At 67.5% G+C, this 22,513-nt stretch carries 22 protein-coding genes and 1 pseudogene; 10 read left to right on the top strand and 13 right to left on the bottom strand.

Annotated elements, in window-relative coordinates; all coding sequences use genetic code 11:
• Positions 1 to 31: 31 nt before the first annotated feature.
• The 4 genes and pseudogenes from RMCN_RS28895 to RMCN_RS31925 all read right to left on the bottom strand — a co-directional run.
• On the bottom strand, positions 32 to 838 hold the full coding sequence (locus tag RMCN_RS28895) for a glutaminyl-peptide cyclotransferase (protein WP_067396505.1): 807 nt from the start codon (positions 836 to 838) through the stop codon (positions 32 to 34).
• 48 nt (positions 839 to 886) lie between these two features.
• Positions 887 to 4,801 (bottom strand): ATP-dependent RNA helicase HrpA, encoded by a 3,915-nt coding sequence (hrpA, locus tag RMCN_RS28890; protein WP_067396502.1) that lies wholly within the window; start codon positions 4,799 to 4,801, stop codon positions 887 to 889.
• Positions 4,802 to 4,823: 22 nt separating this feature from the next.
• The gene (locus RMCN_RS31930; RefSeq protein WP_263987680.1) at positions 4,824 to 5,093 is read right to left on the bottom strand and encodes an MmyB family transcriptional regulator; all 270 of its coding nucleotides are present in this window, start codon (positions 5,091 to 5,093) and stop codon (positions 4,824 to 4,826) included.
• A gap of 67 nt (positions 5,094 to 5,160) precedes the next feature.
• Positions 5,161 to 5,331 (bottom strand): annotated as a pseudogene (locus tag RMCN_RS31925) (MmyB family transcriptional regulator); the annotation flags it as partial.
• A gap of 8 nt (positions 5,332 to 5,339) precedes the next feature.
• Here RMCN_RS31925 and RMCN_RS28880 point away from each other — a divergent pair.
• Positions 5,340 to 5,951 (top strand): SDR family oxidoreductase, encoded by a 612-nt coding sequence (locus tag RMCN_RS28880; RefSeq protein ID WP_234787824.1) that lies wholly within the window; start codon positions 5,340 to 5,342, stop codon positions 5,949 to 5,951.
• Positions 5,952 to 6,167: 216 nt separating this feature from the next.
• Here the strand turns inward: RMCN_RS28880 and RMCN_RS28875 are convergent, their stop codons facing one another.
• Both RMCN_RS28875 and RMCN_RS28870 read right to left on the bottom strand, forming a co-directional pair.
• Positions 6,168 to 7,091 carry an aromatic acid exporter family protein gene (locus tag RMCN_RS28875; protein ID WP_067396500.1) on the bottom strand — a complete coding sequence of 308 codons (924 nt, stop codon included), beginning with the start codon at positions 7,089 to 7,091 and terminating at the stop codon, positions 6,168 to 6,170.
• A 37-nt stretch (positions 7,092 to 7,128) separates the two neighbouring features.
• Positions 7,129 to 8,022, bottom strand: a complete 894-nt coding sequence (locus RMCN_RS28870) for a mycobacterial-type methylenetetrahydrofolate reductase (RefSeq protein WP_067396498.1) — start codon at positions 8,020 to 8,022, stop codon at positions 7,129 to 7,131.
• Positions 8,023 to 8,216: 194 nt separating this feature from the next.
• Here RMCN_RS28870 and RMCN_RS28865 point away from each other — a divergent pair, with 194 nt between their 5' ends.
• The 4 genes from RMCN_RS28865 to RMCN_RS28850 are packed head-to-tail and all read left to right on the top strand — an operon-like array spanning position 8,217 to position 11,338.
• A complete protein-coding gene (locus RMCN_RS28865; protein ID WP_067396495.1) occupies positions 8,217 to 8,471 on the top strand; it encodes an ANTAR domain-containing protein in 255 nt (84 codons plus the stop codon).
• Between the two features lie 30 nt (positions 8,472 to 8,501).
• Positions 8,502 to 9,959 (top strand): protein adenylyltransferase SelO, encoded by a 1,458-nt coding sequence (locus tag RMCN_RS28860; protein ID WP_067396492.1) that lies wholly within the window; start codon positions 8,502 to 8,504, stop codon positions 9,957 to 9,959.
• A 22-nt stretch (positions 9,960 to 9,981) separates the two neighbouring features.
• On the top strand, positions 9,982 to 10,209 hold the full coding sequence (locus RMCN_RS28855; RefSeq protein ID WP_082680829.1) for a hypothetical protein: 228 nt from the start codon (positions 9,982 to 9,984) through the stop codon (positions 10,207 to 10,209).
• A 58-nt stretch (positions 10,210 to 10,267) separates the two neighbouring features.
• Entirely contained in the window at positions 10,268 to 11,338 is a 1,071-nt protein-coding gene (locus tag RMCN_RS28850) for a M42 family metallopeptidase (protein ID WP_067396489.1), read from the top strand.
• 13 nt (positions 11,339 to 11,351) lie between these two features.
• Here RMCN_RS28850 and RMCN_RS28845 read toward each other — a convergent pair whose 3' ends face one another.
• The 4 genes from RMCN_RS28845 to RMCN_RS28830 form a co-directional block, all read right to left on the bottom strand.
• Positions 11,352 to 12,008, bottom strand: coding sequence for a hypothetical protein (locus tag RMCN_RS28845; protein ID WP_067396486.1), 657 nt, complete (start codon positions 12,006 to 12,008; stop codon positions 11,352 to 11,354).
• Positions 12,009 to 12,183: 175 nt separating this feature from the next.
• Positions 12,184 to 12,879, bottom strand: coding sequence for a DUF899 domain-containing protein (locus RMCN_RS28840; RefSeq protein ID WP_067396483.1), 696 nt, complete (start codon positions 12,877 to 12,879; stop codon positions 12,184 to 12,186).
• Positions 12,880 to 12,947: 68 nt separating this feature from the next.
• On the bottom strand, positions 12,948 to 13,103 hold the full coding sequence (locus RMCN_RS31170) for a DUF7218 family protein (protein WP_165595640.1): 156 nt from the start codon (positions 13,101 to 13,103) through the stop codon (positions 12,948 to 12,950).
• Between the two features lie 124 nt (positions 13,104 to 13,227).
• On the bottom strand, positions 13,228 to 14,094 hold the full coding sequence (locus tag RMCN_RS28830; protein ID WP_067396480.1) for an SDR family NAD(P)-dependent oxidoreductase: 867 nt from the start codon (positions 14,092 to 14,094) through the stop codon (positions 13,228 to 13,230).
• 92 nt (positions 14,095 to 14,186) lie between these two features.
• Between RMCN_RS28830 and RMCN_RS28825 the strand changes: the two genes are divergently transcribed.
• The gene (locus RMCN_RS28825; protein WP_067396477.1) at positions 14,187 to 15,788 is read left to right on the top strand and encodes a GMC family oxidoreductase; all 1,602 of its coding nucleotides are present in this window, start codon (positions 14,187 to 14,189) and stop codon (positions 15,786 to 15,788) included.
• On the opposite strand, the gene RMCN_RS28820 is transcribed toward RMCN_RS28825, so the two are convergent.
• Positions 15,775 to 16,968: a cytochrome P450 gene (locus tag RMCN_RS28820; protein WP_067396474.1), complete on the bottom strand. Its 1,194-nt coding sequence runs from the start codon at positions 16,966 to 16,968 to the stop codon at positions 15,775 to 15,777. The genes RMCN_RS28825 and RMCN_RS28820 overlap by 14 nt on opposite strands.
• A 79-nt stretch (positions 16,969 to 17,047) precedes the next feature.
• Between RMCN_RS28820 and RMCN_RS28815 the strand changes: the two genes are divergently transcribed.
• Genes RMCN_RS28815 through RMCN_RS28800 form a run of 4 tightly spaced genes read left to right on the top strand, consistent with a single transcriptional unit; the run spans position 17,048 to position 21,267 of the window.
• Positions 17,048 to 18,418 carry an LLM class flavin-dependent oxidoreductase gene (locus tag RMCN_RS28815; protein WP_067396471.1) on the top strand — a complete coding sequence of 457 codons (1,371 nt, stop codon included), beginning with the start codon at positions 17,048 to 17,050 and terminating at the stop codon, positions 18,416 to 18,418.
• Positions 18,419 to 18,472: 54 nt separating this feature from the next.
• The gene (locus RMCN_RS28810) at positions 18,473 to 19,105 is read left to right on the top strand and encodes a TetR/AcrR family transcriptional regulator (protein ID WP_067396468.1); all 633 of its coding nucleotides are present in this window, start codon (positions 18,473 to 18,475) and stop codon (positions 19,103 to 19,105) included.
• A gap of 60 nt (positions 19,106 to 19,165) precedes the next feature.
• A complete protein-coding gene (locus RMCN_RS28805; protein WP_276019326.1) occupies positions 19,166 to 19,918 on the top strand; it encodes an SDR family NAD(P)-dependent oxidoreductase in 753 nt (250 codons plus the stop codon).
• Positions 19,915 to 21,267 (top strand): cytochrome P450, encoded by a 1,353-nt coding sequence (locus tag RMCN_RS28800; protein ID WP_067396465.1) that lies wholly within the window; start codon positions 19,915 to 19,917, stop codon positions 21,265 to 21,267. The genes RMCN_RS28805 and RMCN_RS28800 overlap by 4 nt, the downstream gene beginning before the upstream one ends.
• A gap of 5 nt (positions 21,268 to 21,272) precedes the next feature.
• Here RMCN_RS28800 and RMCN_RS28795 read toward each other — a convergent pair whose 3' ends face one another.
• Positions 21,273 to 21,704 (bottom strand): VOC family protein, encoded by a 432-nt coding sequence (locus RMCN_RS28795; protein WP_067396462.1) that lies wholly within the window; start codon positions 21,702 to 21,704, stop codon positions 21,273 to 21,275.
• Between the two features lies 1 nt (position 21,705).
• On the bottom strand, positions 21,706 to 22,476 hold the full coding sequence (locus RMCN_RS28790; RefSeq protein ID WP_067396549.1) for an SDR family NAD(P)-dependent oxidoreductase: 771 nt from the start codon (positions 22,474 to 22,476) through the stop codon (positions 21,706 to 21,708).
• Positions 22,477 to 22,513 lie beyond the last annotated feature (37 nt).

Genomic DNA, 22,513 nt, shown 5'->3' with positions numbered 1-22,513 from the left:
TACGTTGACGGTTCAGCCGTGGCGCAAACCCTCAGCTCGGCGGGTCGAGCCGAACCCGGTACATGGACGGCCAGAACTTGCCGGTCAGCAGGTATTCGTCGCCGTCGACGTGCGCGATGCCGTTGAGCACCTTCTCGGAGTCCTCGCCCTGACCGGGCCACAATCCGGCGGCGTCGACGACGGCGTCGACCCGCCCCGTCGCCGGGTCGATGCGCACGATTTCGTCGGAGTGCCACACGTTGGCCCACACCTGGCCGTCGACGCACTCCAGCTCGTTGAGGTTGCGCAGCGGCTCGTCGTCGCGAGTGACGGCCACCGAGCCTGTCTCGGCGAAGGTCGCCGGGTCGTGGAAGCGCAGCCGGTCGGTGCCGTCGCTGCGGACCAGCCGGTCACCGTCGTGGCACAGACCCCAGCCCTCCCCGTCGACCGCCGCCTCCCGCACCGGGGTCAGGGTGGCCCTGTCCCATTCGACGGCCACCCCGTCGCGCCACGTCAGCTCCCAGATGCGGTCGCCGACGACGGTGATGCCCTCGCCGTAGTAGTTGTTCGGGGCCGGTGCGGCGCGCCGCACGGCGCCGGTGGCGGGGTCGAGCTCGCGCAGCTGCGACCTTCCCGCGATGCCCGTGCCCTCGTATAGGGAGCCCCCGTCGAACTCGAACCCCTGCGTCCACGCCGTGACATCGTGTGGAATCTGCTCGAGCACAACTGGTTTGATGACCGGCGCAGGACCGGACGGGGTGGGTGTGTCGCTCTGGGCGGTCGGTGACGGGCCACCACACGACACCGTCGCGACCGTGAGCAGGACGGCCGCCGCGCTCCGGACCAGCGAGGCATACATAGGGTTAATGCCTACCGGATGGGCGGGCGTCGCGTGCGGCTATAGGGCTCAGCGGATCAGCGCCGCGTCGATCGCGCGGTAGATGCGCTGCTCGCTGACCGGGCGCGGAGTGCCCAACTGCTGCGCCCACAGGCTGACGCGTAGCTCCTCGATCTGCCGGCCGATGTCGCGGATGTCGGCACCGGCGGCGCGCGCGGGCGACAACGCGCGGACCAGCTCGTCGTACGCGTCCTCCACGGCATGCACGCGGTCCATCCGCTCGCGGTCGGCGGCAGGTCCGTGCGGCAGCCGTTCCAAGCGCTTGCTCATGGCCAGGAGATAGCGGTTCAGATCGGCCAGGTGAGCGGCTCCGGTGGCGGCGACGAAGCCGCGTGGCAACAACCGGGCCAGTTGTGCGCGGATATCGGCGATCGCGTCGGCCTGCGCGGCGGACGGCGCCGTCGGTAGGGCCACCTCGACGTCATGCGCCGCCGCGAGCGCCTTCTCCACGCGGGTGACGATTCCCGCGGTCGTCGGCACCAGGTCGGCGGCGACGCGGTTGCGCAGCGCGGTGAACTCCTCGCGTGTCCACGCCGGAGCGGGCGCGAGCAGATCGGTCGCGGCGTCGGCGCAGTCCTCGAGCAGCGCCTGCAGAGATCCGTCAGGATTGGCGCCGAGCATGAGCTTGGTGCGCGGCTGCAATTGCCGCTCAACGGCTTTCACGGGTGAGGGCACCGCGAGGCGCAACAGCCTGCGGGTGCCGGGCCCCATCGACGCCTGTTGTTCGGCGGCGGTCGGGAACACATGCAGGTCGACGGCGTCTCCCGTGTCGACCAGCGCCGGATATCCACGCACGGTGTGGCCGCCGACGGTGCGCTCGACGCTCCGCGGCACCTCGTCGAGATCCTCGGGCCACGTCCGCAATCCGGTGCGGTCCAGGCCGCCTGCCACCGCATCGGCGACCGCGCGCCGCACCGGCGCGGCGAGTTCATGCTGCAACGCATCGAGGTCCTTACCGCGCGCCAGCTCGGTGCCGTCGGCGCCCTCGACGGCGAAAGTGACCCGCAGATGCGACGGCAGCTTGTCGAGGTCGAACGCGTCGATCGGCACCAGCACACCGGTGCGGCGGTTCAGTTCGCGCTGCACGGCCTCGAGCAGTGGTTCGGCGCCCGGAGTGATCGCGGCCAGCACCGCGCGCGCCGTGTCCGGTGCGGGAACGAAGTTGCGCCGCAGCGCTTTCGGCAGGGAGCGGATCAGCGCGGTGATCAGCTCCTCGCGCAGCGCGGGTACCTGCCAGGCGAACTCGTCACCGCCGAGCCGGGCCAGCACCTCCACGGGTACGTGCACCGTCACACCGTCGTCCTCGGCGCCCGGCTCGAAGCGGTAACTCAGCGGCAGCGCCAGATCGCCGGCCCGCCACGCGTCCGGCTGGCCATCGGCCGCGTCCTCGGTACGCAGCAGATCGTCGCGGGTGAACGTGAGCAGCTCAGGCGTGACGTGGCGCTGCTTCTTCCACCACGCGTCGAAATGCCTCGCGGACACCACATCCGACGGGATGCGGGCGTTGTAGAACGCGAAAATCTCCTCATCGCCGACCAGCAGGTCGCGGCGGCGGGCCTTCTCCTCCAGTTCCTCGAGCTCCTCGCGCAGCCGGGCGTTGTCGCGGAAGAAGTGATGCCGCGTCTGCCAGTCGCCCTCGACCAACGCGTGCCGGATGAACAACTCGCGCGCCAGGTCCGGTTCGACCTGTGAATAGCCGACCCGTCGACGGGGAACCAGCGGCAGCCCATACAGGGTCACCCGCTCGTAGGCCATCACCGCACCGCGCCGCGCGTCCCAGTGCGGTTCGCTGTAGGTGCGCGCCACGAGATCGCCCGCGATGCGCTCGACCACTTCAGGTTGGATGCGGGCCCCGATGCGGCCGAACAGCCTGCTGGTTTCGACGAGGTCGGCGACGACGATCCATCGCGGCGGGCGTTTCGTCAGCGCCGAACCGGGCGCCAGGACGAACTTCGAGTTGCGCGCGCCCTGATATTCGCGGCCATCGCCGTCACGCAGCCCGATATGCGACAGCAGCCCGGCCAACAGCGCGGCGTGCACGCTTGCCGGGTCGGCGGGTTCGTCGGACTCCCTGATTCCGAGGTCGCGCGCGATGCTGCGCAGCTGCCCGGTGAGATCCTGCCACTCCCGGATCCGCAGATAGTGCAGGAACTCGTCACGGCACATCCGGCGAAAAGCATTGCCCGACAGTTCTTTGCGCTGCTCACCCAGGTATCTCCAGAGGTTGAGGTAAGACACGAAATCCGAATGCTCGTCGGCGAACCTGGCGTGCTTCTGCCGCGCGGCGTCCTCGCGGTCGGCGGGGCGCTCCCGAGGGTCGGGGATCGACAGCGCCGCGGCCAGCACCAGGATCTCCCGCACGCAACCCTCGGTGTCGGCCTGCAGGATCATGCGGCCCAGACGCGGGTCGACCGGAAGCTGCGCGAGCCTGCGCCCGACATCGGTGATCGCGCCGTCGGCGTCGAACGCGCCGAGTTCCTGCAACAGCTGCACGCCGTCGCGGATGCTGCGCCGGTCCGGCGGGTCCAGAAAAGGAAAGGTCTCGATCTCACCCAACCCGAGCGCCGCCATCTGCAGAATCACCGACGCCAGGTTGGTCCGCAGGATCTCGGGCTCGGTGTAGCGCGGTCGCGCCGCGAAGTCCTCCTCGGAGTACAGCCGGATGCACACCCCCGGTGCGGTGCGCCCGGACCGCCCGGCCCGCTGCGCCGCCGATGCTTGGGAGATCGGCTCGATCGGGAGCCGCTGCACCTTGGTTCGGCGGCTGTAGCGGGAGATGCGGGCGGTGCCCGGGTCGACGACGTAGCGGATGCCGGGCACCGTGAGCGACGTCTCGGCGACGTTGGTCGCGAGCACGATGCGGCGCCCGGTGTGGCGGGGCGCGAACACCCGTTGCTGGTCGGCCGTCGGCAACCGCGCGTACAGGGGCAGCACTTCAGTGCGCTCATCGACAACGCCGGCCAATACTTCACGGAGGTCACGGATTTCGCGTTCGCCGGACAGGAACACCAGCACGTCGCCGGGCAGCTCGGCCTCCAACTCGGCGATGGCGTCGACGATCGCCTCGGTCTGGTCGCGCATCTGCGTGCGGACCACCTCGTGGTCGGGATCGTCGGGGTCATCGGCGTCGTCGGCGGGGACAGCGACTTCCAAAGGGCGGTAACGGATCTCGACCGGATAGGTGCGCCCGGACACCTCGACGATGGGTGCTGGGCCGCCGACGGTGCCGAAATGCTCAGCGAAGCGCTCCGGTTCGATCGTCGCGGAGGTGACGATGACCTTGAGATCGGGTCGGCGGGGCAGCAACTCGCGCAGATAGCCGAGCAGGAAGTCGATGTTGAGGCTGCGCTCGTGCGCCTCGTCGAGGATCAGCGTGTCGTAGCGCAGCAGCCGGCGGTCCCGCTGGATATCGGCGAGCAGGATGCCGTCGGTCATCAGCTTGACCAGGGTGCGGTCGCCGGCCTGGTCGGTGAAGCGCACCGTGTAGCCGATCGTGTCGCCGAGCGGGCTGCCCACCTCGTCGGCGATGCGCTGGGCGACGGTGCGGGCGGCCAGGCGTCGCGGTTGGGTGTGCCCGATCGTGCCGCGTACGCCGCGGCCGATGTCGAGGCAGATCTTGGGCAGCTGGGTCGTCTTTCCGGAACCGGTTTCACCGGCGACGATCACCACCTGGTGCTCGTTGATCGCCCTGGCGATCTCGTCGCGGCGCTCACTGACCGGCAGCTCGGGATAGGTGATCGTCGGCACCGCGGCGAGGCGGGTCGCGACAACCGCTTCCGCCGCGGCGATCTGCTCGGCGAGTTTGGCGACTTTCTCTACCGGGGCGCCGCGCATTTGGCGAAGCCGCCTGCCGAACCGGGCCGCATCGCGAATCGTCAGCCCGTCGATGCGATTGCGAAGCTCAGCGACAGAGGGGCCCGACACTCCGGCCAGGATAGGCGTCCGGTCAGGAGGTCGGCAGGTCGGCGTCGCGGTCTGCCGTCGACGGGGTGCCCGTCCAGTTGGCCAACAGGCGAAGCGCGTTCTCCGAAGGCGACCCGGGCTCGGCGGTGTAGAGGCACAACGTCTGTTCTGGGTCGCCGAGCACGGCGACGCTCTCGTAGTTGATCGTCAGATCGCCGACCAACGGGTGGTGGTAGCGCTTGATCCCGTGCGTGCGTTCGCGGACGTTGTGGTCGGCCCACCACCGGCGGAACTCGTCGCTCTTGACGGCCAGCTCCCCCGACCAGTTCGGTCAGCAGCGGATCGTCGGGATGCCTCCCGGCGTCCAGGCGCAGGATCGCGACGTTGTCGCGTGCCACCTCTTCCCAGTCGGTGTAGAGCTCGCGGGCGGATTCGTCGAGGAAGGCGAACCGCAACAGGTTTCGCTCGCGCGGGGAGAGGGCCTCGAAGTCGCCGATCAACGCCCGCGCCAACCGGTTGGCTGCCAACATGTCCATCCGGCGGCCGAACACGAATGCCGGTGTCACATCGTCGAGCGTCTCGAGTAACCGGCGGATGCCCGGCCGGACCCACTGCACGGGCGCATGCCGCCGCCGAGCGGGTGTCCGACGAACTCGGCACGGTCGATGTGCTGTTCAACAACGCCGGAGTCATGCTGCCATCGCCGATCGACGAACAGCGCTTCGACCAGTGGCAGCAGCAAATCGATCTCAATGTCGCCGGGTTGATGAACACGATCGGCTCGTTCGTTCCCCAACTGGTGAAGGCGGCCGAAGACAAGGGCGTCGCCGACCTGATCAACACCTCGTCGATCGGCGCGCAGAACATCTTCCCGAACTTCGCGGTGTATTCGGGCACGAAGGCGTTCGTGACGCACATGTCCCGCACGCTGCGGGCCGAACTCGGCGCCAAGAACGTGCGGGTCTCGGCCATCGAGCCCGGCATCGTCGAAACCGAGCTGCAGGGCCACGTCACCGATGCCGGAGCCACGGAGTGGTTGGACGGCACCCGTGACCACATCGAGTGGCTGGACCCCGCCGACGTCGCCGCGGCGATCGATTTCCTGGTCGCCCAACCGGCGCGGGTCAACGTGCAGCAGCTGACGATCACGCCGACGCGTCAGGCGTCGTGACGCAACGGGGGCGCGGTGCGGTCCTACGCGGGCCGCACCGTGCGGCCGCGTCCGGGGGTCGCGTAAGCCTCACGGGCGGAGTCGATCTCGTCGCACAAGCGCTCGGCGTCGGTGTACAGCCCGCCGAAGATCGCCCACTGGGTTGGGCGGTCGAGTTCACGGCTCGCGACATGCGCGGTCAGTTCGTCGAACGCAGCGCGGCACCGGCGGGCCTCGTCACCCAGCGGCTGCCCGCACGGCCGTCAGCAGCGTGCCGTAGCGACGAAGGAACTCGTCGTGCTGAGCCTCCGACTCCTCCCGCGCGACGGCACGGGCGATCCCCGTGGCCACCCATCGCAACTCTTCGCCGATCCGCTCGAGCGCGTTGATCGTCACGCGCTGCTCCGCCATCGCGGTGCCCGGGTGGACCACCAGCCGGCGCACGTTGAGCTTCGTGGTGCGCACGGCGTGGTCGAGGGTGTGACGGGCCTGCGCCGCCTTGTTCGGCAAAATGTCAGCGCGCCACCGCCAGTCCCGCACGACCTCCTGGCTCATGTCGCCGTCCGCCAGCCCGTCGGCCATGTCCGTCAGCAGGTCGACCATCGAACCGCTGACCGATTCGACGGCGTACCGCGCGCTGCGATAGCGCAACGGCGGCGCGATGACCAGCGTCACCACGAGCGCCACCGAGGCGCCCAGCAGCACCATGCCCGCGATCGACGGGAGCGGGCTGCCGGCCGACGCATCACCGGAAGGCAGTGCGAAGGCGCCGTAGGCGAAGATCGCCGCCACCGCGACGTTGATCCCCTGGCTGCCCAGCCGATGCCACCGCCCGATCACCAGCGCCACGACGAGCATGGCCGGGAACAGCCACACCACCACACCCCACACCCACACCGCCGCCCCCGCCAGACCGATGCCGGCAAGCATCGCGGCCGTGTACCGAACGGCCTTCGCGATCGAGTCGGCGATCGTGATCTCGACCAGCATCAGGGCGGAGAATGCGGCGAAGGTGGCGTGCGAGGAACCGAACACCCTGGTCGCCAGGAGCCACGCGACCGTGCATGCGATGGCAGCTTTCAGCAGCGCCAGAGCGGTCTCGCGATCGAGCCGCACGTGATGGAACGCGTGCAGGGCGCGGGATAACAGACTGCCCACCACGTGGTCAGGCCTTCCCGCTGTCCGGAGGCCCTAACCGTCAGGGCTTGTCGGGCGCCCAGTAGTCGAGCATCTCGGCGAACGTCTCGAACGCCGGAACCGACACGCCGTAGGTGGCCTCGAGGTGGATGCTGAGCGGGAAACCGAGGTCGCCGACTCCGTCGATGACCCGCTTGTACAGGTCGACCATCAGCTTGCGCTTCTCCCCCGGCTCGGTGGCGGCGAGCTTCTTGACGAACTCCTGCTCGGCGGCGACGGCCGGGTTGCCCGGGTCCTGGATCAGCCAGTTGATCAGGCCGACCTTGCTCTCCATCTTCGGCACGAATCCGAAGGACAGCAGGATCTCCGGGCGGTGGTCGGTCTCCTCGGTGAAGTCACGCAAGAACCCGACGATCGCGTCGGAGTAGAGCAACTGGGTCATCCCGTAGGTGGCGCCCTGATCGCACTTGAAACGGAACCGGCCCTGCTCACCGTCGCGGGTGGGGATGAGGATCGCGCCCCGGTTGGGCACCACGTCGGAGTAGATCGACAGTGCGTCGGTCGGGGCGACTCCGGTGCCCTCGCCGTCGCTCATCGTGCGCGGAACCCCGACGAACGCGATGCCGTCGAACCCGGCGCCGGACAGGTCGGTCAGCCGCCGGCGCAACGTCGGTTCGTCCATGAACGCGGTGACCTGGGTGCACAGCCCGTTCATCCCGGACAGCTCGGGGGTGATGATCGCCCAGAAGTCCAGCACGTCCATCTTGGGCTTCATCTCGATGGGACGGTCGTCGTCCTCCTCGATCATGCCGGGGATCATCACGTGGCGGATGCGGCCGTCGAGACCCGTTTCCGCGGAGCATCGCAGCACCTTCTGCGCATCTTCCAACGCCTGCTCGTGCCCACGCTCGACGTTCGGCGGCACGAGCTCGAGCGCGATGGTGTTCAGCGTCACCGGGCTGCTCCTCATCAGACGGTTACTCCCCGCGCGCGGCAGGTCCTCTCTGACCACTATCCGCGCTCGCCAGGAAGCCTCACCATACAGACAGCGCCGTCCAGACCCGTTCCGGCTCCGCCGCTCGATAGCTCGCAGCTGTTTCCCAGCGTTTGACCACCTGACTACCGGCCGGCATCGGTATCAACGGAGCCATGACACCCGGACGACAATGCCTGGACACCGCGGAAGGTGTTCTCATCGCGCTTCGCCACTGCACGGTCGACGACGCTTTCCGCGAGATCGTCCGCGCGGCGCAACAGCATCAGGTGCCGCTGTTCACCCTCGCCGACGCGCTCGTCACGGCCGCGGGCGGTAAAGCGGACTGCCTGAATGCGGCGGCGCGGGCCGCGGTGCTCGCCGAGTGGGGTTCCCTGTTGGCAACTCCGGAGCGTTTCGCCGTCGGCTGAGGCGCCGGTGCCGCTCGTACTGTGGAAAGGGTGAGCACCGCACCGACCGCCGTCACCTTCGCCGACCGCTACGCGCGCGACCTACCCGAGCTGGCGGTCCGCTGGCAGGCCGAATCGGCGCCCGACCCGCGGCTGCTCGTCCTCAACGAACCGCTGGCGGCCGAACTCGGCATCGACGCCGAGTGGCTGCGCAGCGCCGACGGCCTGCAGCTGCTGGTCGGCACGCAGATTCCCGACGGTGCGAACCCGGTCGCGCAGGCCTATGCCGGTCACCAGTTCGGCGGATATGTCCCCCGGCTGGGTGACGGCCGCGCGCTCCTGCTCGGCGAACTCACGACGACCTCCGGCGAGCTTCGCGACCTGCATCTGAAGGGGTCCGGCGCGACGCCGTTCGCCCGCGGCGGCGACGGGTTGGCTGCCGTCGGCCCGATGCTGCGCGAGTACATCGTCAGCGAGGCGATGCACGCGCTGGGGATTCCGACCACCCGCTCGCTGGCCGTGGTCGCGACGGGCCGCCAGGTGCAACGCGAGACGCCGCTACCCGGTGCGGTGCTGTCGCGGGTGGCCAGCAGCCATCTGCGTGTCGGCACCTTCCAGTACGCCGCGAACACCGGCGACGTCGATATGCTGCGGCGCCTGGCCGACCACGCGATCGAACGGCACCACCCCGAAGCCGCCGGTGCGGGCAATCCTTATGTCGCGTTGTTGGAGTCGGTGATCGCGGTGCAGGCGACGCTGATCGCCAAGTGGATGCTGGTCGGCTTCGTCCACGGTGTGATGAACACCGACAACATGACGATCTCCGGAGAGACCATCGACTACGGGCCCTGCGCGTTCATGGAGGCCTACGACCCCGAGACGGTGTTCAGCTCGATCGACTCGTGGGGCCGCTACGCCTACGGCAACCAGCCGGCGATCGCGGTGTGGAACCTGGCCCGGTTGGCCGAGGCGCTGCTGCCGTTGTTCGCCGACGACCAACAGCAGGCGATCGCGATCGCCGAGGGCAGCCTGGGTGGTTTCGCGCCCAAGTTCCAGGACGCGTTGTCTGCGGGCATGTGCGCCAAACTGGGGCTGACGGACACCCCGGAGGAGATCGCGGTGCCGTTGATGAACGACCTGATCACACAGTTGCATCAGAGCCACGTCGACTTCACGTCGTTCTTCCGCCACCTCGGGCATGCGGCCCGCGGCGACGACGAACCCGCGCGTGGCCTGTTCCTCGATCTCGCCGCGTTCGACGAGTGGCTGTCGCGGTGGCACGCGTTGCGGCCCGACGCGACGGTGATGGATCGTGCCAACCCGATCTACATCCCTCGCAACCATCTGGTCGAGGAGTCGCTGACCGCCGCGACCGCAGGGGATCTCGACCCGCTGTACCAATTGCTGGACGCCGTGACCGCGCCGTATGACGAGCGTCCCGGTCTGAAGCGGTACGCCGAGCCCGCGCCCGAGGATTTCGGGAAGTACCGAACCTTCTGTGGGACCTGAGCCACGCACTTAGACTGCCCTCATGACTTTGCGACGGTCACTGATCGCGGGGCTCTTCGCGGCTGCACTGGCCGTACCGGTGTCCCCCGTCGTCGCCTCCGCCCAGCCGGGCAACTGTTGCTGCCCACCGGGGCAGACGGGCGTCATCTACGGTTGCGCATCGTTCTGCGTCGACGGAAAGGCCTTGGACACCAGCACGGGGTTGTGCGTGCCGGTCCCGCCGCCGTATCCGCATCCGCCGGTGGCCTGACGCACTTCGACCGGTCTGCCGAAGGTTAGGCCGACGCGGTGTCGGCAATTCAAGATCTATGCCCGACGAAACCCTGCGCCGTGACCTGCTGCAAGAACTGCTCCACGCGTACTGCCCCTGCGGTCAGGAAGATGACGTGCGCGAGGTGTGCCGCCGCGAGTTGGAGCCGCACGTCGACGAGATGTGGGTCGACGAGGCAGGCAATCTGATCGGCCTGCTCCGCGGTGAGGACCGCGAGGCCCAGCCGGCTCGGGTGATGGCCCACCTGGACGAGCTGTCGATGCTCGTCAAGCGGATCGAGTCCGACGGCACCCTGCACATGACACCGCTGGGCACGATGTATCCGGGCAACTTCGGCCTCGGGCCGGTCGCGTTGCTCGGTGACCAGCGGACGGTGTGCGGCGTGCTCACCCTGGGCTCCGAGCACACCACCAAGGAGAGTCAGCAGATCTGGGAGACCAAACCGGACCAGGGTGATCAGGCGCTCGACTGGCTTCACGTCTACGTCTTCACCGGCCACACTCCCGAGGAGCTGGCCGAGGCGGGCATCAGAGCGGGTACGCGCGCATGCGTCCACCGAAGCAAGCGCACGCTCATCGACGTCGGCCCCGACTATCTCGGGTGCTACTTCATGGACGACCGCGCTGCGGCGACCGCACTGCTCGATGTGGCCGGCCGGCTGGCTCCCAGCGACGGGCGCCCGGCGCGCGACACCTACCTGGTGTTCACGACCGCAGAGGAGGTCGGCGGTGTCGGGGGCTCCTACGCCAGCCGGACGCTGCCCGGTGACCTGACCCTGGCGTTGGAGGTCGGTCCGACCGAAGCCGAGTACGGGACCTCCTGCAGCGGCGGCCCGATCGTGGCGTACAGCGACGCCGAGACCATCTACGACAAGTCGGTGGCCGATGCGCTCCTCGAGGCCGCTACCGACCTGGGCTTGGCACCTCAGCCCGCAGTGCTCGGCGCGTTCGAATCCGACGCTTCGCACGCGAAGGCCAGCGGGCTCACCCCGCGGGCCGGTCTGCTGTGCCTGCCCACACTCAGCACGCACGGCTACGAAGTCATTGCGCGGCGAGCGATTCCGGATATGGCCGCGGTGCTCGCCGAATTCCTGCGACGGGGCGTGTGAACGGCCGGGTGCGTCAGCCGCCGAGTTCGCCGGCGATACCGCGCTCGATCGCGACGCGGGCCCGCTCGGGCAGCACCACCAGGCCCTCGAGTTCACGGCGGGCGAGCTCATAGCCGCGTTCGCGTTCCTGCGGAGTGGCCGCGGTGTCGGTCGCGACGCGCAACATGCTCTGGGCGCGGGCGATGCGCTGCTGGTCCTGTGCGGAGAAATCGCTGCGCCGACGACGGAGCGCCTCGATCTCGGCGGCCTCGAACGCGGTGACGTAGTCGGTGACGGCGTCGACGTACTCGCGCGCCGCTTCGACGTCGTCGACGAGATCCTCGGCCTTGCCCGGACGCAACAAGTCCGCGCGCAACTTGGTCCGATGGAACCGCTCGGTCAGCGGGTCGCGCATGTCGGTCATCAGCGGATAGTCGAGCAGCTTCGCGACGTCGAGCTCGTATCCGAGCCAATGGGTGTCGGTGCGGTCGTGCGCCTTCACCGCACGCGCGATCGCCTGCCACTGCATCGCCGTTCCGCTCGCGGGCTGCGGGGCCGTGTCGGCGGATTGCTCACGGCCGGCGTCCTGGCGTGCGCGCGCCGCCGTCAGCGCCCGCCACCCCCCGTAGAGCACGCCGGCGAGCGGAACGAGCACGATCAGCAGCTCGAGCAGGCGGATGATCAGGCCCATACCAACCCCATGAAGCCAGGATGCCACCGTCGCGCCGACCATGAACGCGGGCGGTCGCGGCAACAGCCGGTCGGGAGACCGTTGGGCTAGTGCCCGCCTAACAGCGAAACTTTCGTTGTCAGCGAATTATTCGCTGAGAGGTGGGCAGTCGCGCATCAGCAATGCCTGGAGAGTTTCAGCCCGGACCGTACGCTCGCGCGATGTCGGGCGAATCCAGCCAGCCCGAATACGTCGGCCGCTGCGGCCAACCCTCCGGCGAATCCTGCCACTCCTCCTGGCGGCCCCACGGCAGGAGGTCGATGAGCGCGAACGAGTGGCTGAGTTGTTCTGTGCCGCGACCGTTGGTGTGCCAGGTCCGGTAAACGGTGTCACCGTCTCGCAGGAACACGTTCACCGCGAAGCCTTCACCGGGCGCGGCGTCGACGTCGGCCCCGAACGAACTCTCCGACGACGAGTACCAGTCCATCCGGTTGCCGACCTTGGTGCGGTAGGCCAGCACCTCTTCGATCGGGCCGTTGGTGACGACGACGAAGCGGGCGTCGTAGTTGTCGAGGAATTCCAGCCGAGTGAACTGCGAGGTGAACCCGGTGCAGCCGCCGCACTGCCACTGCGCGCCGTCGGTCCACATGTGGTTGTAGACGATCAGCTGGGAGCGCCCCTCGAACACGTCGGCGAGCCGGACCGGCCCGTTCTCCCCGATCAACGTGTAATCGGGCATGCGGACCATGGGCAGCCGTCTGCGCTGGGCGGCTATGGCGTCCAGTTCGCGTGTCGCCGCCTTCTCGCGGCGGCGCAGGTCGTCGAGGGCGGCGCGCCAGGTCGCCTGATCGACGACGGGCGGTAGGGCGGCCGGTTGAGTCGGGACGGACATCCGATGTTCCTCCTGCGGTGGTGGTGGCACTCGCAGGTTATGACCGACTCAGCGGCCGAAAGTCATCGTCAGCTCTTCTTGGATCCGCCAGATTTCTTGCCGCCCTTCTTCGACGCATCGGGCGTGTTCGCGATGGCCGCCGCACGCGACTTGCTCATGCCCTTCTTGCGCAGGCCTTCGTACTGTTTGTCGTTCTTGACACTGGAACCGTGATCCTTTGCCATCGTGGCCTCCTCGCGGGTGGTTGCACGTTTGTACCGAATACCCGCGAGCGTGCATGTCTGCACACGACGCGCCGCGAAATTTCGGCGGTTCGCGCACGCTCACACCTCCGCCAGCGTGCGCAAATCACCGCATGACGTGCGGATACTGCTTGGCCGGGTGAACGTCGAACATGTCGCGGTATGACGGTGGCTGACGATCGCCGTCGTCTTTGATGCCGTACTTGACCGCCAACTCCGCCCCGATGAGCGTTTGGCCGCTCACCTCCGATAGATCCGGATCGCGATACAGCGCCCAGATGACATGCCCGGTCAGCTCGGGTGTTTCGGCGGTATCGGTGATGTGCCCGAACTTCTCGGGGTTGCTCGCGATGATCCCGCGGACCCGCTCGGTCAACAGCGAACCCATCCAAATGGACACCGCGGCAATCCCGAATTCCCGGAAGTCGAAAGCCATGTCAGCGGCCATCTTGTCGGTACCGGCCTTCGGCACTCCGTACGCCGGCCCGAACGCGTAATGCGCGGCGCCCGACGACGACGTGAACGCGACCAGGCCGCTGCGCTGGGGAAGCATCAGCGGCGCGGCATAGACGGTTGCGACATAGCTGCTGCGCAGCCCGACGTCGAGGGTGTCGATGACATTCAGCGGTTCTTCCCAGAACTTCGTGCGGCCCATCATCTCGTCGCGGATCAGCGCCGCGTTGTTCACCAGGATGTCGACGCGCCCCTGCTCGCGGGCGATCCGATCGAACAGCGCCTTGACCTGATCGTCGTCGCCGTGGTCGACGCGCACGGCAATACCCTTGCCGCCCGCGTCGGTGACCGCCTGCGCGGTCTCGTCGATCGTGCCCGACAACCGCGAACCCTCTGCGTTGCCGCCGTTCTGGGTTCGCCCCGTGACGTAGACAGTGCACCCGTGGCTACCCAGTGCGCGTGCGATACCCGCGCCTGCACCGCGGCTGGCCCCTGTCACCACCGCGACGGTTCCGCTCACCTGATCACTCTCCTCGAACGTCGGATCGACTTCGAGGCTGTACTGTACGCTCGTACAGCGGATCAGTTCGACCCGGGCTCGGAAGGACCAGAATGACCACGTACGACTACATCGTCGCCGGGGCCGGATCGGCCGGATGCGTTCTCGCCAACCGATTGTCAGCCGATCCCCGAGTCTCGGTGCTACTCGTCGAGGCCGGCGGTCCGGACCGCCATCCGTTGCTTCGGATTCCCAAGGGCTCCGGGATGCTGTTCGAGAACGAGAAGTACATGTGGCACTACACCACCACCCCCTTCGGCCCGGACCGCCATAGTGAACAGTGGATGCGCGGCAAGGTGCTCGGCGGCTCCAGTTCGATCAACGGGATGATCTACAACCGGGGCAACCGCGCCGATTACGATCACCTCGAACGGCTCGGCAACAAGGGCTGGGGTTGGGACGACATGTTGCCGATCTTCAAAGCCCTCGAGCACAACGAGTTCGGCGCCTCCCCCACCCGCGGCACCGGTGGCCCACTGCACATCTCGGTGCCCAAGAACCCCGATCCGTTGTGCGAAGAGATGATCACGGCGACCACCCGTGCAGGTTTCGGCAGGGTCCAAGACATAAACGAGTCCGACGCCGAGCGGGTCGGGTACGCCACCTCCACCATCCGCGACGGGCGGCGGGTGAGTGCGGCCCGTGCATTCCTGAAACCGGCTCTGCGGCGGTCGAATCTGACCGTCGCAACCAACACCGTCGCCCGCCGTATCCTGATCGAGAACGGCAGGGCGGTCGGATTGGTGATCCACGGTCCGCGCGGCGCCGCCGAGGTCCGGGCCCGCCGAGAAGTCATCCTTTCGCTCGGCAGCCTCAATAGCCCACGACTGCTTCAGCTGTCCGGGATCGGCCCGCGGGAGGTCTTGAAGGCCGCGGGCGTGCCCGTCGTCCTCGACCGGGACAACGTCGGCCGCCGGATGCGCGAACACCGCTGTGCGGCATTGCGGTTCAGGCTGAAGGAGGACCTCGGGTACAACAAGTTGCTCTCGAGCAACGTCGGCCAGGCCATCTCCGGCATGAAATACCTGGCGAGCCGGAAGGGCCCGCTGGCCGCACCGTCGTTCGACATCGTGGCGTTCGCCAAGTCACATGAGGACGCCGACCGCGTCGACGGCCAGATCATGATGGGCCCATGGACGCTTCCGCCCTACAACACCAGCGGCGAACCGGTGAGCATCGAACGTGAGCCCGGCATCTCCTGCCTCGGCATGGTGCTGCGCCCGACGTCACAAGGAAGCGTGGAGATCACCTCGAACCGGCCCGACACTGCGCTGCGGATCGACCCCAATTACCTGTCCAGCCCCGGGGACCGGGACACGACGGTGCGTCTGCTGCGCCGGATGCGCACCATCTTCGAACAGTCGCCGATCGCCGAGCGGATCAGCCACGAGACGTACCCCGGTCCCCAGGTGTGCAGCGACGATGAACTCGTCGATGCCGCCCTCGAGGGTGGATACTGCGGCTACCACGCCATCGGTACGTGCGCGATGGGCCCCGGCGACGACGACGTGGTCGACAACGAGTTGCGCGTCCGCGGAGTCGACGATTTGCGGGTCGTCGACTGCTCCGTGTTGCCGACCATGGTGGCGGGCAACCTCAACGGGCCGATCATGGCGATGGCTTGGCGGGCCGCCGACCGGATCATCGACGGCTGACGACCGCCGGCATGGTGTCCCACCCGCGCACGGTGGAAGACCGTGAGCGGCGGGCGTTCTCAAGGTCGATGTCCCATTCGGGCCAACGCTTGAGCACTTCCTCCAACGCGATCCGGCCCTCCAACCGGGCCAACGGTGCGCCGACGCAGAAGTGCGCCCCACGGCCGAAGGTCAAATGCCCGCCGGGCTTGCGGTGGATGTCGAAGCGGTCGGGGTCGGCGAAGTGGCGCTCGTCGCGATTGGCCGACGCCAGCATCATCAACAGCGCGCTGCCCGCGGGCACGGTTCGTCCCTGGAACTGCACGTCCTCGGTGGCGACGTAGCGCGCGACGTGCGGACCCGGCGGCTCGTAGCGCAACAGTTCTTCGATGGCGCCCGGCACCAGGGACAGGTCGGCGGCCAGCTCCTTGCGCTGAGCCGGATGTTCGGCGAGCACCTTGCCCATCCAGCCGAACAGCCGGCCGGTCGTCTCGACACCCGCACCGGCCACGACGGCCAGAAAAACGACGATCTCCTCTTTGGTGAGCCCGCGGACGGCGCCCGTCTCATCGGTGAACTCCACGTTGAGCAGTTCGGTGATCAGGTCGTCGGACGGGTTGTCCTCGCGCCACGCAACGTAATCGGCGAACATGTCTCCGTCGAAGTAGTGGTCCTTGTCCACCGGCAACGGCTTGCCCGGCTCGTTGCGCAGCGTCTCGTGGGCGTGGGCCCGGACCGCCGGTTGTTCGGCGTCGGGGATACCGACCAGCATGCCGATGGTCTTCATGGGCAGTTCGGCGCCGAGGTCGACCACGAAGTCGAAACGGTCGCCATCGATCAACGGGTCCAGACACGCGACGCAGAAGGCCCGGACCTTCTCCTCGACCGCCCTGATCCGCTTGGGTGTGAAGGCCCGGGACACGATCGCGCGGTGGATGGTGTGCAGCGGCGGGTCCTCGTTGATGAACACACCCGGCGGCATCACCGGGTCGACCATGACGACCTCGAGAATGTCGCCTTTGGCCGAGCTGAGCCGCGCCGTGTCCCGCAACGCGGCGTCCACGTCGTCGTAGCGGCTGACGGCCCAGAAGCCGTGGCGCTCATTGTGATACAGCGGAGCCTCGTCGCGCAGCCTGCGGTACGTCGGATAGGGGTCGAGATCGATTGCGACGTCCCAGGGGTCGTAGTAAAGGTCGCTCACACCGTTTCTCCTCGGAAAGTTTGTACGAGCATATAGCATCGGCTGTACGGTCGTATAGGGACGAAGAAGGAGCGAGTCGATGGCCAAGCGCATGATCTTCACCCTGCTCGTGATGAACTCGGTCGGTCACAACTTCCACGGTGGCTGGCGGCATCCGCGCGCCCGCAACCGGGATTTCAAGACCTTCGACCTGTGGACGGACCTGGCGCGCAAGGCTGAGGCCGCCAAGATCGACGCGTTCTTCTTCACCGACACGCTCGGTGTGCAGGGCGAGTACAACGGGTCGGGCGACGTGGTCTTCGAACAGGCCATGAACGTGCCGATCGGCGACTGCACGATGCTGATCCCCGCGCTCGCACGCGAGACCGAGCACATCGGGTTTCTCTACACGAGTTCGGTGATCCAGCAGCACCCGTTCGTGTTCGCCAGACAAGTCTCGACGCTCGACCATCTCAGCGGCGGCCGGGTCGGCTGGAACATCGTCACCTCGGCCAACGAACGCGCTTTCGCCAATCTCGGCGTGCCCGGCGGGATGTCACACGACGACCGTTACGAGTGGGCGAAGGAGTACGTCGACGTCGCCTACAAACTGTGGGAAGGGTCCTGGGACGTCGGCGCGGTGGTCGACGACCCGGCACGCGGTGTCTACACCGATCCGGCGAAGGTGCACGAGATCAATCACGTCGGACAGCGCTACAGCGTTCGCGGTTACAACCTGATGGAGCCGTCGCCGCAACGGGTCCCACTGCTGGCACAAGCCGGCGGCTCGCCTGCGGGCCTCGAATTCGCAGCCCGTCACGCCGAACTGATGTTCCTGTCGGCGTTCACCCCCGAGACCATCGCCCAGCAGGTCGCGACCGTGCGGGGATTGGCACGCCAGCACGGGCGCTCCGAAGCGGACATCTTGTTCCTGCAGGGGCTGATGTTCGTCGTCGGTTCCACCGACGAGGAGGCCAACCGCAAATGGATGGAGCTGGAACAGTGGCGCAGCGCCGAGGCGCAGACCGCGTACTTCGCCAGCCTGAGCGGCATGGACCTGGGCCAGTACGACCCGGCGACACCGCTGGTCGATCTCATCGACGAGATGCCGGGGATCCGCGGAGCGTTTCTCTCGTTGATCAACGCGTGGCCCGACGGCGGAACGCCGACCATCCACGACTTCCTGTCGACGATGTCGATGCCGCAGATGGTGGTCGGATCGCCGGAGACCATCGCGACCCGGTTGCTCGAGTTCCAGGCCGCCGGGTCGGACGGCGTGCAGATCATGAACATGCTGATGCCGGAGAGCTACGACGAGTTCTTCGACCACGTCGTACCGGTGCTCCAGGACAAGGGCCTGATGCAGGCCGAGTACCGTCCCGGCACTCTGCGGGAGAAGATCTTCGGCGCCGACGACCCCCACATCAGCCCACGACATCCGGCGTTCGGATATCGAGGCATGTTCAGCTGAGGGCCGCGGCGCGACGGGTGCGAGAATGTTCGTCAGCCAATCTGAGAGGTGACGATGGCAGCAGCGCCCCGCCGTGTCGGCGCGGAGACGTCCAAGACGCGTGACACCCTGCTCGACTCCGTCGAGAAGATGATGCTCGAAGAGGGATATGCCAGCGTGAGCTACCGCGCGCTGGCCGCCCGAGCGGGCGTCACCGCGAGCCTGGTGCAGTACTACTTCCCCTCGCTCGACGACATCTTCCTCGCCGCGATCCGCCGCTACTCCGAGCGCAACCTCGCGGTGCTGAGCAAGGCGCTCGAGACGCGGTCCGAGGACCCGTTGCACGCCCTGTGGGAGTACAGCTGGGACGAGGCGACCGGCGCACTGATCACCGAGTTCATGGCCCTGGGCAACCATCGGAAGTCCATCGCCTCGGAGATCGCCGAGGTCACCAACCGGGTCCGCAAGATCCAGATCGACGCGCTGGCACAGCGGTACGGCGCTCGCACCCGGTTGGATGGCGACCTGTCGCTGGGCGCCGCCGTCCTGCTGATCACCGGAATCCCTAAATTCCTCAACCTCGAAGAGGGTGTCGGCGTCGACGCCGCCCACACCGAGGTCGTCAAGGCGGTCGAGAAATACCTCGACGCGATCGAACCGCGGCCCGCGCGTCGCAAGCCGCGGAAGGGCTCGACCGCTCGCCGCTGACCTTGCTATACGACTGCATAGGTTGTACGTTCGTACAGCAGGAAGTGCTATGGCGAGGGGATGGACGACGTGAACCGCGTGGCAGTGGTCACCGGCGGCGGCTCGGGGCTGGGCCGCTCGATTGCCGAACATCTCGCCCGGGCAGGGCATTCCGTCGCGGTGCTGGATGTCAACGGTGACTCCGCATTCCAGGTCGCCGACGATCTGCAGGCTGCGAGAGCCCACGCGGTCGGTATCTGTGCCGACGTGTCCGATCAGGCAGCCGTGCATCGGGCGTTCGAGACGGCACGGAAGTCGTTGGGCCCGACTGAAATTCTCGTGACCAGTGCCGCGTTGGCCGGGTTCACCAAGTTCGAGGAGATCACCCTCGACGAGTGGAACCGCTACCTCGCGGTCAATCTGACGGGCACCTTCCTGTGCATACAGGCCGCGCTGCCCGACATGGTCGCATCGCAGTGGGGTCGGATCGTGACGATTTCGTCGGCCGCGGGTCAGAACGGCGCCGTCCGTCAGGGTCACTACTCGGCGACCAAGGGTGGGGTCATCGCGATGACCAAGACGGTCGCCGCGGAGTATGCGGCGAGGGGAATCACCGCCAACACCGTCCCGCCCTTCGTCATCGACACCCCGATGTTGCGCGAACAACAACGCGCCAACAAGCTGCCGCCGGCCGAGATGCTGGTACGCGCCATTCCCGCCGGACGCCTCGGCACCGGCGACGACGTGGCGGCCACCTGTGCGTTCTTGTGCTCGGAGGGTGCGGGTTACGTCACCGGTCAGGTCATCGGAGTCAACGGAGGAGCGGTGCTGTGAGTACAACCGACGAGATCGCACGGCGCGAGTACCACTTCGACCGCCACCGACCGGAGTACCGCAACCAATTTCTGAACATCACCCACGAGATGCATCGCAAATGCCCGCTCGCGTGGACCGGCACCTACGGCGGACACTGGGTCGCCGCGGGTGGTCACGAGGTCTTCGAACTGGCCCGGTGCCCGCACGTGTCCAACGACCACGATGTGCACAACGAGCGGCGCGGCTACAAGGGCATCTCGATTCCGACCATGCTCGATGCGGGCAATTTCCGCGGCGGCATGCTGGAAATGGACGACCCCGAGCACCGCTACTACCGCGACGCGTTGAACCCCTACCTGTCTCCGGCCGCGGTCAAGCGGTGGCAGCCATTCGTCGACGAGGTGGTACGCGCCTGCCTGGACGACCACATCGAGTCGGGGCGCATCGACTTCGTCGACGACCTCGCGAATGTCGTGCCCGCGGTGTTGACGCTGGCCATGCTGGGAGTCCCACTGGCCAAGTGGCGGATGTACAACGAACCGGCACACGCGTCGGTCTACACCCCGCCGGACTCACCCGATGCAGAACGCGTTCGGGAGCTGTACATGGCGATGGGCGTCGACCTGTTCACCAATCTCGCCGAGATCCGCGACAACCCGCGTCCGGGCATCATCGACGCGCTGGCCCGGTTACGGATCGACGGTGAGGCGCCACCCGATATCGAGCTCATCGGCATGCTCAACCTGCTCATCGGTGGAGGCTTCGACACCACGACGGCTCTGACCGCACACGCACTCGAGTGGCTCGGTGAGCACACCCACCAACGCGAGCGGCTCAGCACGCAACGTGCGGCGTTGCTCAACCCGGCCACCGAGGAGTTCTTGCGCTACTTCACCCCCGCGCCGGGCGATGCCCGGACGATCTCGGCGGACATGGATCTTGACGGCATCGCGCTGAAAGAGGGCGAGCGCCTGTGGCTGTCGTGGGCGATGGCGAATCGTGACCCATCTCTGTTCGACGATCCCGATGACCTCGTACTCGACCGGAAGGCAAACCGGCACTTCAGTTTCGGGCTCGGAGTTCACCGATGCATCGGTTCCAACGTCGCCCGGACGGTCTTCAAATCCATGCTGTGCGCGGTGCTCGACCGTATGCCCGACTACCGGTGTGATCCGGACGGCACCGTCCACTACGACACCATCGGCGTCATCCAGGGCATGCGTCACCTGCCCGCGACCTTCACGCCCGGCCGGGCGCTCGGACCGGGCCTGGACGAAACGGTCGACCGGTTGCAGCGGATCTGTGACGAACAGGGCCTGGCCCGCCCGATCACCGAACGCAAAGAGGCTGCGGTGATCGATTTCTAGCCTGATCAGGCGGGCGGCACCGGCCGCACCTTGTTGTGCACCAACTCGATCAGCTGCCCCTCGGGATCGCGTGCCATGCAGGCGAATCCGCCGCCGGGGTCGGCGACGATCGTGCCGCCTGCGGAGGTAACCGCGGCCTGTGCCGCGGCGATGTCATCGACGGCGATCGACAGGTGCGTCAGGCCCGCACCGACCATGCCGCGTTCGGGCTCATCGGGTGCCGGGTGCCCCGAGAACGTCAGCAGCTGCAGGACGAAGCCGTCATCCTGCTGCAGATAGGCGGCTTCGAACCCGATCGGCGGTGAGAGCGGAAGAAGCCCGGCTGCCATCTCGTCGGGGATGGTCAACCTTTTCACCTCGGTGAAGCCGAGCGCTTCGTAGAACCGCTTCGAGGCGTCGATGTCGCGCACGCGCAGACCGACATGACTGACACCCATGTCACACCCCCGCCGGACCGGGGCCGCCGTGCATGTACAGCGTCTGGCCCGAGCAGAAGCTGGAGGCATCGGAGGCGAAGAACAGCACGCCGTGGCCGATCTCGTCGGGTTCGCCGACACGCCCGGCACCGTTTGTCTGGCCGATCATGTCGATGTCGAAACCCTGGCGCGCAGCGTCGGATTCGAGGCCCGGCGTACGAATCGCTCCGCAGGCGATCGCGTTGACCCGCACGCCCTTGCGGGTCCAGGCGGCCGCCATCGATCCGGTCAGGTTGTTCAGTCCGGCCTTGGCCGCGGCGTACGCCACCGCCTGAGGCATGGCCAGCAGGCTGGCACCCGACGAGATGTTGACGATCGCCCCCTTGCCCTGCTTGATCATCGGCTCGACCGCGGCGCGGGACAGATACCAGGCACTGGACAGGTTCAGGTCGAGGACGTGCTGCCATTCATCGTCGGTCCACTTCATGATCGACTTCGTCTCACCGCCGCCGGCATTGTTCACCAGCACGTCGAGGCGGCCGAACTCGGCCAGTGTCGTGGCGACCAGCTCGCGGCATGCGTCGGCCTGGGTCACGTCCGTCGGCACGGCGAGCGCACGGCGCCCGAGCGCCTCGATCTCGGTGACGGTGGATTTCAGCGGTTCGGTCCGGCGGCCGGCGAGCACGATGTCGGCGCCGCGCTGGGCCAGTGTCAGTGCCGAACCGCGGCCGATGCCGGTTCCGCCGCCGGTGATGACGGCGACCCGTCCCTCCATCGAGAATCTGTCGTTCACATGCACGTCCTTTCTGGTGTGGTCTATCAGGTTGGCG

It is taken from the genome of Mycolicibacterium novocastrense, assembly GCF_001570485.1.
Classification (GTDB): Bacteria; Actinomycetota; Actinomycetes; order Mycobacteriales; family Mycobacteriaceae; genus Mycobacterium; species Mycobacterium novocastrense.
The sequence above is the reverse complement of the archived record's forward strand: the minus strand, read 5'-3'. Positions and strand labels throughout refer to the sequence as shown.

What these genes read in the sequence shown, in the direction of transcription:
- RMCN_RS28825 (WP_067396477.1), top strand. Translation starts at nt 14,187, where the DNA reads ATGACCACGTACGACTACATCGTCGCCGGGGCCGGATCGGCCGGATGC.
- RMCN_RS28840 (WP_067396483.1), bottom strand. Translation starts at nt 12,879, where the DNA reads ATGTCCGTCCCGACTCAACCGGCCGCCCTACCGCCCGTCGTCGATCAG.
- RMCN_RS28810 (WP_067396468.1), top strand. Translation starts at nt 18,473, where the DNA reads ATGGCAGCAGCGCCCCGCCGTGTCGGCGCGGAGACGTCCAAGACGCGT.
- RMCN_RS28795 (WP_067396462.1), bottom strand. Translation starts at nt 21,704, where the DNA reads ATGGGTGTCAGTCATGTCGGTCTGCGCGTGCGCGACATCGACGCCTCG.
- RMCN_RS28850 (WP_067396489.1), top strand. Translation starts at nt 10,268, where the DNA reads ATGCCCGACGAAACCCTGCGCCGTGACCTGCTGCAAGAACTGCTCCAC.
- RMCN_RS28815 (WP_067396471.1), top strand. Translation starts at nt 17,048, where the DNA reads ATGGCCAAGCGCATGATCTTCACCCTGCTCGTGATGAACTCGGTCGGT.
- RMCN_RS28895 (WP_067396505.1), bottom strand. Translation starts at nt 838, where the DNA reads ATGTATGCCTCGCTGGTCCGGAGCGCGGCGGCCGTCCTGCTCACGGTC.
- RMCN_RS28855 (WP_082680829.1), top strand. Translation starts at nt 9,982, where the DNA reads ATGACTTTGCGACGGTCACTGATCGCGGGGCTCTTCGCGGCTGCACTG.
- RMCN_RS28805 (WP_276019326.1), top strand. Translation starts at nt 19,166, where the DNA reads ATGGACGACGTGAACCGCGTGGCAGTGGTCACCGGCGGCGGCTCGGGG.
- RMCN_RS28865 (WP_067396495.1), top strand. Translation starts at nt 8,217, where the DNA reads ATGACACCCGGACGACAATGCCTGGACACCGCGGAAGGTGTTCTCATC.
- RMCN_RS28845 (WP_067396486.1), bottom strand. Translation starts at nt 12,008, where the DNA reads ATGGGCCTGATCATCCGCCTGCTCGAGCTGCTGATCGTGCTCGTTCCG.
- RMCN_RS31170 (WP_165595640.1), bottom strand. Translation starts at nt 13,103, where the DNA reads ATGGCAAAGGATCACGGTTCCAGTGTCAAGAACGACAAACAGTACGAA.